At 60.7% G+C, this 13,027-nt stretch carries 15 protein-coding genes; 11 read left to right on the forward strand and 4 right to left on the reverse strand.

Features of this window, described 5'->3' with window-relative positions; genetic code table 11:
- Position 1 precedes the first annotated feature (1 nt).
- The 3 genes from proQ to CK627_RS15345 form a co-directional block, all read right to left on the reverse strand.
- Positions 2–640, reverse strand: coding sequence for an RNA chaperone ProQ (proQ, locus tag CK627_RS15335; protein WP_005300795.1), 639 nt, complete (start codon positions 638–640; stop codon positions 2–4).
- 101 nt (positions 641–741) lie between these two features.
- Positions 742–1,200 (reverse strand): GAF domain-containing protein, encoded by a 459-nt coding sequence (locus CK627_RS15340; protein ID WP_005300791.1) that lies wholly within the window; start codon positions 1,198–1,200, stop codon positions 742–744.
- A 109-nt stretch (positions 1,201–1,309) separates the two neighbouring features.
- Positions 1,310–1,768: a hypothetical protein gene (locus CK627_RS15345; protein ID WP_010634019.1), complete on the reverse strand. Its 459-nt coding sequence runs from the start codon at positions 1,766–1,768 to the stop codon at positions 1,310–1,312.
- A gap of 283 nt (positions 1,769–2,051) precedes the next feature.
- On the opposite strand from CK627_RS15345, the gene ccoN reads away from it, so the two are divergent.
- The 11 genes from ccoN to ttcA all read left to right on the forward strand — a co-directional run bounded on the left by ccoN (position 2,052) and on the right by ttcA (position 12,249).
- The gene (gene ccoN / locus CK627_RS15350) at positions 2,052–3,476 is read left to right on the forward strand and encodes a cytochrome-c oxidase, cbb3-type subunit I (RefSeq protein ID WP_005300785.1); all 1,425 of its coding nucleotides are present in this window, start codon (positions 2,052–2,054) and stop codon (positions 3,474–3,476) included.
- A gap of 16 nt (positions 3,477–3,492) precedes the next feature.
- Complete coding sequence (ccoO, locus tag CK627_RS15355; protein WP_005300783.1) at positions 3,493–4,107, forward strand: cytochrome-c oxidase, cbb3-type subunit II; 615 nt, start codon at positions 3,493–3,495, stop codon at positions 4,105–4,107.
- 12 nt (positions 4,108–4,119) lie between these two features.
- A complete protein-coding gene (locus CK627_RS15360) occupies positions 4,120–4,299 on the forward strand; it encodes a CcoQ/FixQ family Cbb3-type cytochrome c oxidase assembly chaperone (RefSeq protein WP_005300779.1) in 180 nt (59 codons plus the stop codon).
- Positions 4,299–5,288 (forward strand): cytochrome-c oxidase, cbb3-type subunit III, encoded by a 990-nt coding sequence (gene ccoP, locus CK627_RS15365; RefSeq protein WP_005300777.1) that lies wholly within the window; start codon positions 4,299–4,301, stop codon positions 5,286–5,288. Before CK627_RS15360 ends, ccoP begins: the two co-directional genes overlap by 1 nt.
- A gap of 118 nt (positions 5,289–5,406) precedes the next feature.
- On the forward strand, positions 5,407–5,895 hold the full coding sequence (locus CK627_RS15370) for a FixH family protein (RefSeq protein ID WP_011706148.1): 489 nt from the start codon (positions 5,407–5,409) through the stop codon (positions 5,893–5,895).
- Positions 5,896–5,987: 92 nt separating this feature from the next.
- The gene (locus CK627_RS15375; RefSeq protein WP_095592791.1) at positions 5,988–8,387 is read left to right on the forward strand and encodes a heavy metal translocating P-type ATPase; all 2,400 of its coding nucleotides are present in this window, start codon (positions 5,988–5,990) and stop codon (positions 8,385–8,387) included.
- 121 nt (positions 8,388–8,508) lie between these two features.
- Positions 8,509–8,700, forward strand: a complete 192-nt coding sequence (gene ccoS / locus CK627_RS15380) for a cbb3-type cytochrome oxidase assembly protein CcoS (RefSeq protein WP_095592792.1) — start codon at positions 8,509–8,511, stop codon at positions 8,698–8,700.
- The gene (locus CK627_RS15385; protein ID WP_095592793.1) at positions 8,684–9,370 is read left to right on the forward strand and encodes a sulfite exporter TauE/SafE family protein; all 687 of its coding nucleotides are present in this window, start codon (positions 8,684–8,686) and stop codon (positions 9,368–9,370) included. The genes ccoS and CK627_RS15385 overlap by 17 nt, the downstream gene beginning before the upstream one ends.
- Before the next feature lie 68 nt (positions 9,371–9,438).
- Complete coding sequence (fnr, locus tag CK627_RS15390; RefSeq protein ID WP_005300768.1) at positions 9,439–10,194, forward strand: fumarate/nitrate reduction transcriptional regulator Fnr; 756 nt, start codon at positions 9,439–9,441, stop codon at positions 10,192–10,194.
- A gap of 134 nt (positions 10,195–10,328) precedes the next feature.
- Positions 10,329–11,273 carry a universal stress protein UspE gene (uspE, locus tag CK627_RS15395; protein ID WP_095592794.1) on the forward strand — a complete coding sequence of 315 codons (945 nt, stop codon included), beginning with the start codon at positions 10,329–10,331 and terminating at the stop codon, positions 11,271–11,273.
- Between the two features lie 67 nt (positions 11,274–11,340).
- Positions 11,341–12,249, forward strand: coding sequence for a tRNA 2-thiocytidine(32) synthetase TtcA (gene ttcA / locus CK627_RS15400; protein ID WP_005300763.1), 909 nt, complete (start codon positions 11,341–11,343; stop codon positions 12,247–12,249).
- An 83-nt stretch (positions 12,250–12,332) separates the two neighbouring features.
- Here ttcA and CK627_RS15405 read toward each other — a convergent pair whose 3' ends face one another.
- Entirely contained in the window at positions 12,333–13,010 is a 678-nt protein-coding gene (locus CK627_RS15405; RefSeq protein WP_095592795.1) for a DUF2987 domain-containing protein, read from the reverse strand.
- Positions 13,011–13,027 lie beyond the last annotated feature (17 nt).

Consider the following 13,027-nt stretch of genomic DNA (forward strand, 5'->3'; position numbering starts at 1 on the left):
CTTAGAGAACCAGGTGCTCGAATTTGACCCGCAGCATCATGCCGGTCTGCAATTGAACCTGAACGTCATCCTTGGTCACTTCCTTGATGGTGGCCGGTACCGGCGACTTGCCCAGCACCACGCGCACGCCCTGCTCTACTTTCAGGGTAGCGGCATCCACCTTGACCAGCGGGGCCTCGTCAGCAACCGGAGCAGCCTTGGGAGCGGCTTTCGGCTTGCTGGACTTGGCGGCGGCATCGGCCTTGCGCGGGGCTGGGCGACGCGGCTGCTTGGCCTTCTCTTCTTTATTGTTGGTACGACGGCTGGCAAAGACGCGCTCTTTGCTCTCCTTCAGGGCTTGCTTGGCGTGCTCGATGTGCTCTTCGGTGAGCAGCTCGCCCGGGTTACCGTCCAGATCGACACGGGCCTGGCCGGCCTTGAGGCCATGCAGGTAACGCCAGCTGGAGGTGTATTGACGCAGAGCGGAGCGCAGCATGGTCTTGGAGACTCTGGCGTCGTCAGCAAGACGCTCGGCCAAATCCTGGAAGATGCCAATCTTGAGCGGCTTGGCCTCTCCTTCAGCGATGAAGCAGGCCGGGAATTTCTCGACCAGGTAGGCAACGATCTCTTTACTGTTCTTCAGCTTCTCAGTGTTTTCCATGTATAACCTTGGCTTTCATATAAACGCGCGGGCACGCCCGAGCACAACAAAGGCCCCATTATAGAGAGCTTGGGGCCTTTTGCGAACCATCAAGCAATGACTTAGAGCATGCTTTCCAAAATTTGCACCGTTTCTTCGAGGCCAATCCGGTCCTGCTCGTCAAAGCGGTTAAAGATTGGACTATCGATATCCAGTACGCCAATGATCTCGCCACGCCGGCGCAGCGGGATCACGATTTCGGCATTGCTGGCACCGTCGCAGGCGATATGCCCCTCAAACTGGTGCACGTCGTCGATGAGCTGGGTCTTGCCCTCGGCCACCGCCGTGCCGCATACCCCGCGCCCGACCGGAATGCGTACGCAGGCCGGCTTGCCCTGAAACGGGCCGAGCACCAGGGTCTCCCCCTGCAACAGGTAAAAGCCGACCCAGTTGATGTCGGTCAGCTCCTGATTGAGCAGGGCGGACAGGTTGGCCAGGTTGGCGATGAGATCCGGCTCTCCCTCCAGCAATGCCTGGGCCTGCTGGTTGAGCGTGCGATAAAACGCTTGTTTTTCAATCATGATTAAATGAACTTCACTCCCTGACAATCAGTGCAAGGTAACGCCCTGCCTGAAAAATTCAAATCAATTTTCACCTTGCCCCCTCCTTTTGCACCTCAGGAAGAGACCCTCAGCGAGCGACGGAGAGCGCCAGTTGCTGGCGCTGGCCATTGCTCCACTCGATATTGAGCAGCCAGACCATCATCGGCGAGGTGCAGGATCCCACCAGGGTCGTCCCTTGCCAGCCCTGGGCTGTGGCCTCAAAAGTGACCGGAATGGTCCCCATGAACATGTCCCGCCCCTCCAGCCACGCCTTCACCGGCGTGACGGCCGGATCGCCGCCCTGAAGCTGTATCACGAAGTCACGTTCGGCCTGGACCGGCAGCGAGGCGATGCGGGCGGTCAGCGGCTTATTCCCCGCCTGCAGGGGGCATGAGCTGTGGGACAGATCACAAATCTGATCTTTTTCCGAGCTAGCCATCGCCGTCTGCGCGCCATCGAACCAGGTTCGATAGGCAACCAAACCGAGCAAAATAGTCAACACGATCGCCAAATGGATAATTTTGCGTGAAGTGAGTCTCTCTTTCATGAAAAAACAACCTTGTAAGATGTCTGAAAAATGACATTTTCGTGATCTCGCGCAAGGTAAATAATTGAACAGGCGAGACCCAACGGAGCCAAATATATCACTGTTTATACTGTTATTTTACCTGTCAGTTCAGTATCATTCCCATTGAATTTTCATTTAGCTACTTTTTGCTTTTCCTTTTATTAACAGTTGTTAACAAGAGAAAAGGCAGTAGCCAATGAAGTCGGTCCACCTCACTGGACACAAAATCAAACAACAGCAGCATCGGAAGCGGAATACAACGATGAGCCATACAACTAACCATCCTGAGTACAACTACACCGTTGTTCGCCAGTTCACCGTCATGACGATTGTCTGGGGAATTGTCGGCATGTCGGTTGGCGTACTGATTGCAGCCCAGTTGATCTGGCCTGCCCTCAACTTTGATACTCCCTGGCTGACTTACAGTCGCCTTCGCCCTCTGCACACCAACGCGGTCATCTTCGCATTTGGCTGTAGCGCCCTGATGGCGACCTCCTTCTATGTGGTGCAACGCACCTGTCAAACCCGACTGTTTGGTGGCCCGCTGGCGACCTTCGTGTTCTGGGGCTGGCAGGCCATCATCCTTTCTGCCGCCATTTCGCTGCCGCTGGGATACACCACCTCCAAGGAGTACGCAGAGCTGGAATGGCCGATTGATATCGCCATCACCATCGTCTGGGTCGCCTATGCCGTGGTCTTCTTCGGCACCCTGGTCAAGCGCACCACCTCCCACATCTATGTGGCGAACTGGTTCTTCGGTGCCTTCATCATCACGGTGGCCGTGCTGCACATCGTCAACAACATGGAAGTGCCGCTTTCGGGCATGAAGTCCTACTCCATGTACTCCGGCGCCATGGATGCCATGGTGCAGTGGTGGTATGGCCACAACGCGGTAGGCTTCCTGCTGACTGCCGGCTTCCTCGGCATGATGTACTACTTCGTACCGAAACAGGCGGGTCGTCCGGTCTACTCCTACCGTCTCTCCATCGTTCACTTCTGGGCGCTGATCTCCCTCTACATCTGGGCCGGTCCGCACCACCTGCACTATACCGCCCTGCCTGACTGGGCACAGTCCCTCGGCATGGTGATGTCCCTGATCCTGTTCGTCCCCTCCTGGGGCGGCATGATCAACGGCATCATGACCCTTTCCGGTGCCTGGCACAAACTGCGTTACGATCCCATCCTGCGCTTCCTGATCGTGTCCCTGTCGTTCTACGGCATGTCCACCTTCGAAGGCCCCATGATGGCGATCAAGACCGTCAACGCCCTCTCCCACTACACCGACTGGACAATCGGTCACGTCCACTCCGGCGCGCTGGGCTGGGTTGCCATGGTATCCATCGGTGCCGTGTATCACCTGATCCCGAACCTGTTCGGCCAGGGCCGCATGTACAGCATCAAGCTCATCAACGTCCACTTCTGGCTGGCGACCGTGGGTACCGTGCTCTACATCGTCGCCATGTGGATTTCCGGTGTGATGCAGGGTCTGATGTGGCGTGCGGTCAACGACGACGGCACCCTGACCTACAGCTTCGTAGAAGCGCTGCAGGCCTCTTATCCCTTCTACTTCGTGCGCTTCCTGGGTGGCTGCTTCTTTGTCACCGGCATGTTGCTGATGGCCTACAACGCCTATCGCACCATCACTGCGCCCAAAGGTTCCCTGGAACCTGTCGCACAGCCAGCATGATTGAAGAGGTCAAAGCATGAGCAACAATAACCGTCACGAGATCTTTGAAAAGAGCGTTCCCATGCTGGTGGTCGGCATCATATTTGCCATCAGCCTGGGGGGCCTGGTGGAAATCACCCCGCTGTTCTTCCAGAAGCAGACCACTGAGCCGGTCGAGGGCCTCAAGCCCTACACCGCCCTGCAGATGGAAGGGCGCGACATCTTCATCCGCGAAGGCTGCACCGTTTGCCACAGCCAGATGATCCGTCCGTTCCGCGCCGAAACCGAGCGTTACGGCCACTACTCGGTCGCCGGTGAGAGCGTCTGGGAGCACCCCTTCCTGTGGGGCTCCAAACGTACCGGTCCGGATCTGGCCCGGGTTGGCGGTCGTTATTCCGACGACTGGCACCGTGCCCACCTGATCAACCCGCGCGACGTGGTGCCCGAGTCCAACATGCCCGCCTTCCCCTGGCTCGACACCAACGTGTTGACCGGTGAGCTGACCGGCAAGAAGCTGGCCCTGTTCCGCGATCACTTCGGCGTACCCTACACGGATGCCGACATTCAGGGGGCCGGTGAGGCCGTGAAGGGCAAGACCGAGCTGGATGCGCTGGTAGCCTATCTGCAATCACTGGGTCATGCCCTGAAATAAAGGAGTCAGGATATGGATTACGGCACTTTTCGCGGCCTGTATACCCTGCTGTTGATGGCCATCATGATCGGCATCATCGTCTGGGCCTACAGCAAGCGCCGCAAGACCTCCTTCGACGAGGCTGCCAATCTGGTATTTGCCGACGACGAGCAACCCAGTGCTGATAACAAGAACGCAGGAGCGAAACAATAATGAGCACTTTGTTTAGCATTTTTGTGACCGTCATCAGTCTGGGGACCATCCTCGGCTGCTTCTTGCTGCTGGTATGGTGCCTGCGCGACAAGATGGGCGTGGAAGAAGGCAAGTCCATGGGACACGCTTTCGACGGTATCGAAGAGATCAACAACCCGCTGCCGAAGTGGTGGACCTACATGTTCCTCTTCTTCATCGTCACCGGTCTGGTCTATCTGATTGCCTTCCCGGGCCTTGGCAACTTCAAGGGCGTGCTGGGCTGGCAGAGCTCCAACCAGGACGTACGCTCGCTGGCCGAATCCAAGGCTGCGGCGGCTTCCGCCAAGGCGGAAGGCCGTGCGGTGGAGTACGATCGCGAGCTCGTCAAGGCCGACGAGATCTACGGCGCCAAGTTCCGTGAGCTGGCCTATCAGGCCGATGGCAAGACCTATCGTGCCATCGAGGAGATCGCCGCCGATCCGGAAGCCCGCAAGGTGGGTCAGCGTCTGTTCCTGCAGAACTGCTCCCAGTGCCACGGCTCCGATGCCCGCGGCGGTCGCGGTTTCCCGAACCTGACCGACAGCGAATGGCAATGGGGCGGCGCGCCCGACCAGATCAAGACCACCATCATGGGCGGTCGTCAGGGCGTGATGGCAGCCTGGGGCGAGATCCTCGGCAAGGACGGGGTCCGCGAAGTGGCCTCCTACGTGCTGAGCCTCTCCGGTCGCAAGGTGGACATGGTGGAAGCCAAGAAGGGTGAAGCGCGCTTCACCATCTGCGCCGCCTGTCACGGTCCGGACGCCAAGGGCGGCATCGCCTTCGGGGCACCGGATCTCACCAACAACACCTGGCTCTACGGCGGTTCCCGTCAGGTGGTCGAGCAGACCATCACCCACGGCCGTCACGGCGTGATGCCGGCCTGGAAGGATATTCTGGGTGAAGACAAGGTGCACCTGCTCGCCTCCTACGTTTACAGCTTGTCCCACAACGACCAGCAAAATAAGCAGTAACATGTGATAAACACGTGATTACTCAGCAAAAAGCCTCGACTCTTCGAGGCTTTTTGTTATCTTGTGTTGACTGAAATCCCTCTGTTTCGTTAACCACTGGTTTCACGGTAGTAGCACTATGTCCCAACCCTGGTATCGCCAATTCTGGCCCTGGTTCATCATCGCCCTCCCGACCGCCGCCGTGATCGGCAGCATCAGCACGGCGATCATCGCCAGCAAGGATGGCGTCAACCTGGTGGCCGAAGACTATTACAAGCAAGGCAAAGAGATTAATCAGGATCTCAGCAAGTTTGATCGCTCCGAAGCCCTCAACATCCACATCGCGCTGGAGGTCAACGGCAACGAGCTGACCCTCAAGCCGCTGTCGGGGGATATCCCGGCCGGCCAGGCGCTCTACCTCTCCCTGTTTCACCCCACCCTCGCCGGCATGGACAGCGAGCACATGGTGACCGCCGACGGCAACGGCGTCTATCGCCTGCTGCTCGACAAGCCGCTCACCGGCAAGTGGCACGTGCGGGTGGATGCCTTCAACCACGAATGGCGGCTGCAAGAGACTGTCCAGCTCCCCACCAAGGCCCCCGTCGAACTCGATCCCAAAGGGCGCTGAGTCATGACTGGCCCGCTTCATCCTGACCTGCCGGCCCTGATCGGTGGTCACCGCTTTTCATCCGCAGATCCGGTGGTCTGCGACAATCTGCCATGACTGGCTGCTTTCACTGTGGTGAGCCGGTCCCCGCCGGCAGCCGCTATGCCCTCGAGATAAAAGGCATAGTCCAACCCATGTGCTGCCCCGGTTGTCAGGCGGTGGCGGAAACCATTCTCGAATGCGGCCTGGCCAGCTACTACGAGCACCGCACCGCCCCCGGCACCAAGGGCGAGCTGGTGCCCGAGGAGCTCGCCGCCCTCACCCACTACGATCTGGCCGAAGTGCAGCAGGACTTTGTCACCGACAGCGCCACCGGCAGCCACAAGGTGCGCGAGATCCAGCTGACGGTGGAAGGGCTGACCTGCGCCGCCTGTGCCTGGCTCATCGAACGCCATCTGGGCAACCTTGCCGGGCTGCACTACATCAACGTCAACACCACCACCCACAGAGCCCGCATCAAGTGGGACCCTGACCGGCTCTCGTTGAGCGACATACTCAAGGGCTTTGCCAAAATTGGCTATCGCGCCTACCCCTTCCAGACTCACCAGCAGGAAGCGCTCTACGCCAAAGAGGTGCGCAGCTACATGTTCCGGCTGGCACTGGCGGGGCTCGGCTCCATGCAGGTGATGATGTGCGCGGTGGCGCTCTACATGGACCTCTTCATCAGTGTCGAAGAGGAGTTCATGGTCTACTTCAAGTGGATAAGTCTGCTGCTCTCCACCCCCATCATGATCTACTCGGCCCAGCCCTTCTACGTGGGCGCCTGGCGCAGCCTCAGGCAGGGGCACCTCTCCATGGACGTGTCGGTGTCGCTGGCGCTGATCGGTGCCTTCGTCGCCTCCATGTGGGCCACCGTGTTCAATACCGGCGAGGTCTATTACGACTCCATCACCATGTTCGTCTTCTTCCTGCTGCTGGGGCGCTTCCTCGAGCTGCGGGCCAGACGCAAGGCATCCGAGTCGAGCTCCAACCTGGCGCGGCTGGTGCCCATCATGGCCACCCGGCTCGATGAGGATGGCGAACACGAGGTGGCGGCCAAGACGCTGCAGGTCGGCGACCGGGTGCGAGTGCTGGCGGGGGCCACCCTACCGGCGGACGGCATCATACTGCTTGGGCAGGCCAGTCTCAACGAATCCATGCTGACCGGCGAACAGCTGCCGCTGCTCAAGCAGGCGGGAGATGCCGTCTACGCCGGCACCATCAACACCGACGCCCCATTGGAGATCCGGGTCAGTCATCGTATCGAAGAGTCGCGCCTGGCCCAGATCATGCGGCTGCAGGATCATGCGCTGGACGACAAACCGGCCATCGCCCAGATGGCGGACGTGCTCTCCCGCCATTTCATTCTGGTGCTGCTGTTCATCGCCGCTGGCGTATGGACCTTCTGGCACTTCCATCAGCCGGAGCAGGCCTTCTGGGTCACCCTGGCGGTGCTGGTCGCCACCTGCCCCTGCGCCCTGTCGCTGGCCACTCCCACCGCGCTCACCTCGGCCACCGCCCGCCTGACCCGTGCCGGCATCCTGCTGCGCCGCGGCCACGTGCTGGACGTGCTGACCCGGGCCAACCGCATCGTGATGGACAAGACCGGCACCCTGACCACGGGCAACATCAGCCTGACCAGCACGGAGGCCCTGGGCAATCTCGACGAGGCGCGCTGCCTTGCCATCGCCCGCGCCCTGGAGGCCTATTCCGAACACCCCATCGCCCGCGCCTTTCGCAGCAACGCCGCAGACGACGCCGTGCTGCTGGCGGCCAGCAAGGTGACCCCCGTCATCGGACACGGTATCGAGGGGGTGATCGAGGGACGTCACTATCGCCTCGGCAGTGCCCGCTGGCTCGGCATCAGCGATGCCCAAGAAACACAAGCGGACGGGCTGGTCATCTATCTGGCCGACGAGGATCGGGCGCTCGCCCGTTTCCTGCTGACCGACACCCTGCGCCCGGATGCGAAAGCGCTGATCCAGGCCTTCAAGGCGGCCGGCCTCAAGACCACCATTCTCACCGGCGACAGCTCGGCCCAGGCCGACGAGGTAGCCCGCGAACTGGGGGTCGACGAGCTGGTCAAAGGCGTCACCCCGGATGGCAAGCTGGCCTATCTCAAGGAGCACGAAGCCCGCGGCGACATCAGCATCATGGTGGGAGATGGCATCAACGACGCCCCTGTGCTGGCCGGTGCCCACGCCTCCTTCGCCATGGCCGGCGGCACCGATCTGGCCAAGAACAGCGCCGACGCCATCTTGCTGGCCGACGATCTCTCCCGCCTGCTGGATGCCCGCGCCCTGGCGCTGCGCACCCGCAAGATCATCAAGGAGAACTTCGCCTGGTCCATCGGCTACAACCTGCTGGTGCTGCCGCTGGCGGCGAGCGGCTGGCTGCCCCCCTATGTGGCGGCGGCGGGCATGTCGCTCAGCTCCCTCATCGTGGTCACCAACTCCATGCGGCTCAACCGCTGAGCCGTGACCACAGGGACAGACAGGGTGAAGGGAGCGAGCCTTGCTCCCTTCACCATCAAATCGACGGGTCTGCGGCCACCAACGGGTGTACCATGACCCCTCTTATTGCAAGGTTTGCTGCATGAACATCATCTTCGTCCTCATCCCCATCGCCATCCTCTTCGTCATCATCGCCGGCGCCGTCTTCTTCTGGGCCATTCGCTCCGAGCAGTTTGAAGATCTCGACCGCCAGGGCTCCAACATCCTGTTCGACGAAGAGCAACCCGCCCCCAAACACACCGAGCACGAGCACAAAGATGACGGCCACCCTTGATCTGCTGGGCGCCCTGCTGGTGGGACTGGCCGGCGCCGGCCACTGCATCGGCATGTGCGGCGGCGTCTCCGCCGCCCTCTCCATGGCCATTCCTGCCGAGAAGCAGCACTTCTGGGGCCGGCTCGGTTACCTGCTCAACTACAACCTCGGCCGGATCCTGAGCTATGTGATTGCCGGCGCCCTGGTCGGGGGCTTGCTCGCCACCACCAGCGAGCTCGGCGCGGGCAAGCACGCCATCGCCGGCCTGCGGCTGGTGGCGGCCTTCCTGATGATTGCCCTCGGGCTCTATCTCGCCGGCTGGTGGCAGGGGGTGTTGCTGCTCGAGCGCATTGGCGCCAGGTTGTGGCCCCGCCTCAAGCCGCTGGCGGGCAGGTTCATCCCCTTCACCTCGGCCTGGCAGGCACTGCCGTTTGGCATGGTGTGGGGCTGGCTCCCCTGCGGGCTGGTCTACTCCATGCTGACCTGGAGCGCGGCGGCGGGATCGGCCGCTGGCGGCGCGCTGGTCATGCTCTTTTTCGGCCTCGGCACCCTGCCGACCCTGTTTGCGCTGGGGGGGCTGGCGGATCGGCTGCGCTACTGGCTGACCCTGCGCAGTTTGCGCCTTGGCGGGGCCCTGCTGCTCATCGCATACGGGCTGCATACCCTCTGGATCGGGATTGCATCCTTTTGAAACCCTATCCAAAACGGATGAGTTGATGGTAAACTTGTTTGATATAAATCAATTATTCGTATGAGCCTATGATCCCGGAAAAGAAACCTGGCAGACGTATTCAGAGCGGTGGCTGTGCAATTCATTGCCAGGATTGCAGCATCAGCCAGCTCTGCATTCCCTTCACTCTGAACGACAACGAGCTCGATCAGCTGGACAGCATTATCGAGCGCAAGAAGCCGATCCAGAAGGGTGAAGAGTTGTTCAAGGCCGGCGACGAGCTCAAATCGCTCTACGCCATCCGTTCCGGGACCATCAAGTCATACACCATCACCGAGCAGGGTGACGAGCAGATCACCGCCTTCCACCTGGCTGGCGATCTGGTAGGCTTTGACGCCATCCACAAGCAGGCGCACCCCTCCTTCGCCCAGGCGCTGGAAACCGCCATGGTGTGCGAGATCCCGTTCGACGTGCTCGACGATCTCTCCGGCAAGATGCCGAAGCTGCGCCAGCAGATCATGCGGCTGATGAGCAACGAGATCATGGGCGACCAGGAGATGATCCTGCTGCTCTCCAAGAAGAATGCCGAAGAGCGCCTTGCCGCCTTCCTGCACAACCTGTCGGTGCGCTTCTCCGAGCGCGGTTTCTCCGCCAAGGAGTTCCGTCTCTCCATGACCCGCGGCGACATCGGCAACTACCTCGGCCTCACCGTCGAAACCATCAGCCGTCTGCTGGGCCGTTTCCAGAAGTCAGGCCTCATCAGCGTCAAGGGCAAGTACATTACCGTGCTGGATCACGTCGCCCTCGGCGTCATGGCCGGTGCGACCCGCCCCCCCTGCGGCTAAGCCTCCTCTCTCCGGTGCCGGATCGGTTTACCCCGAAATTTGATCCGGCACACGTCCCCCCTTCTCCTCCTGAGCTAAGCTGTAATGGCTAAAGGTCTGCCATCATTGGTATTTTTGCCAAGGAGGAGGAGAACATGGTCAAGTACCGAAAAATCCTGGTGGTCATCAACCCGGAAGAAGAGCGGCAAATCGCCCTCGAACGTGCGGTCAAGGTCGCCGAGCTGGATGAAGGGGGGCAGCTGACCCTGTTACTCACCATTTACGACTTCTCGTATGAAATGACCGCCATGCTGTCGGTGGACGAGCGAGAAGAGATGCGCCACGGGGTGATTGCCCAGCGCCGTGAATGGCTCGACGACATACTCAAACCCTACCGTGCCCGTGGGCTGGACTGCGAGATCAAGGTGGTCTGGCACAACCGTCCCTTCGAATGCATCATTCAGGAAGTGCTGGAGCAGCGCCACGATCTGGTGGTCAAGGCGACTCACCACCACTCCTTCCTGCAAACCTTCATCTTCACCCCCACCGACTGGCACCTGCTACGCAAATGCCCCTGCCCCGTGCTGCTGGTGAAAGAGGGGCATTGGCAGCGGGGCGGCAACATCATCGCCGCCATCAATTGCTCCAGCGACGATCAGGATCAGAAACTGCTCAACGAGCGGATCACCGAAGAGGGGATCGCCATCGCCGAGCTGCTCGGCTCCAACCTCTATCTGGTCAACACCTACCCGGGTACCCCGGTCAACGTGGCCATCGAGCTGCCGGAGTTTGACCCCAACGCCTACAACGACGCCATTCGCAAACACCACGAGAGTCTGCTGCTGAGCCACGCCGACAAATACGGCATCGGCCATCTCTGGACACGGGTGGCAGAAGGCCTGCCCGAAGAGGTGCTGCCCGATCTCGCCGGCGAGCTGCAGGCCACCCTGATGATCATGGGGTGCGTCGGTCGCACCGGGCTCTCCGCCGCCCTGCTCGGCAACACCGCCGAACACGTGGTGGATCGCCTCGCCTGCGACATGCTGATCCTCAAGCCCGCCGACTACAGCTGCCCGGTCGATAGCCGCCGTCCAGCATAAGCCTTTCTTGCCCTCCCCCGGGACATGGCTATAATAAGCCGCTTATTTTTGTCCCGGGTTTCAGGTCATGCTAGAAGAGCTTAACGCCAAAGAAAAATACAGTTTCAACAAACTGCAGAAGCGCCTGCGGCGCAACGTAGGTCAGGCCATCGCCGACTTCAACATGATTGAAGAGGGTGACAAGGTCATGGTGTGCCTGTCCGGCGGCAAGGACAGCTTCGCCATGCTCGACATCCTGATGAGCCTGAAGGCCAGCGCCCCCATCCACTTCGATCTGGTGGCGGTCAACCTGGATCAGAAGCAGCCCGGCTTCCCCGAGCACGTGCTGCCCGAATACCTGAGCACCCTCGGCATCGACTTCAAGATCGTCGAAGAAGATACCTACGCCATCGTCAAGGAGAAGGTGCCGGAGGGCAAGACCACCTGCGCCCTCTGCTCCCGCCTGCGCCGCGGCATTCTCTACCGCACCGCCCAGGAGCTGGGTTGCACCAAGATTGCCCTGGGTCACCACCGCGACGACATCCTCGAGACCCTGTTCCTCAACATGTTCTACGGCGGCAAGCTCAAGTCCATGCCGCCCAAGCTGGTGAGCGACGATGGCAAGAACGTGGTGATCCGCCCGCTCGCCTACTGCAAGGAGAAGGACCTGGTGCGCTATGCCGAGGTCAAGGCCTTCCCCATCATCCCGTGCAACCTGTGCGGCTCCCAGGAGAACCTGCAGCGCCAGGCCATCAAGCAGATGATGCAGGAGTGGGATCGCCGCTTCCCGGGTCGTCTCGAGACCATGTTCACCGCCATTCAGGACGTGATCCCGAGCCACCTGCTCGATCACAAGCTGTTTGACTTCAAGAGCATCAACCGCGACTCCGGCATCATCGACGGCGGCGACAAGGCGTTTGATCCGCCCGAACTGCCCAAGGCACCGCTGCTGGACATCGATGAGATGGACATGCTGGACGTGATTGAGGTGCGCTAAGCCCTCACCATCACCAATGAAAAAAGGAGCGCCAGGTGCTCCTTTTTTATTTTTATACCGGCAAGCAAGCGGCCCGGGACCCATCAGCCCTTGTGCAGCCAGGGGGTCAGTCGCAGGATCTCTCCCTGCAGCTGCAGCTTGCCCTCGGCAAACTCCGCCAACTGGGCGTTGCTCAGCAGCAGTTGTCCCTCCTGCCAGGGCAGCGGCAGCTGGCGAGCCCCATCGATGAGGTAGGCGGTGCCGCTTGGCTGCACCAGACTGACCCTCACCCCCGTCATCTCGGGCAGGAAATACTTGCCGACCATGCCGGCCAGCTTCTCCAGCAGGCTCTGCATGTCATGCTGGCGCCCCGTCAGCTCGCTCACCTTGAGCTCCCACCGACTGTCTGCCGGCGGCGGCACATCGGCCATCACCTGCACCGACAGATCGCAGGCTGCATGAGGCTCGGTGAGCCCCACCACCACGCTTGCCTTGTCGAGATTCAGATCGTCGTCATAGGGCAGCCGCAATTCGCTATCGATGGTCACCTCGGCCGCCACGTCCCGATCCAGAGTCGAGACCCGGGCCGAGGTGAGTTGGCAGCGCCGGCCATTTTGCTGATCGGTCAGATAAAAACCCAGCCTGGCGTGGCCGAACTCCCCTTTGGCGAAGGTCTTCATCTGGCTGTAGAAGGTGCCGTACTGCAGCTCGAGGGAGGGCTGCGCCACTGCCAACATGGGCGCCATCAGCAGCGCGGCCGCCATCCCGTATCGATTGTTCATATGCCATCCTTTTGCAT

This window comes from Aeromonas dhakensis, assembly GCF_002285935.1.
Lineage (GTDB): Bacteria > Pseudomonadota > Gammaproteobacteria > Enterobacterales > Aeromonadaceae > Aeromonas > Aeromonas dhakensis.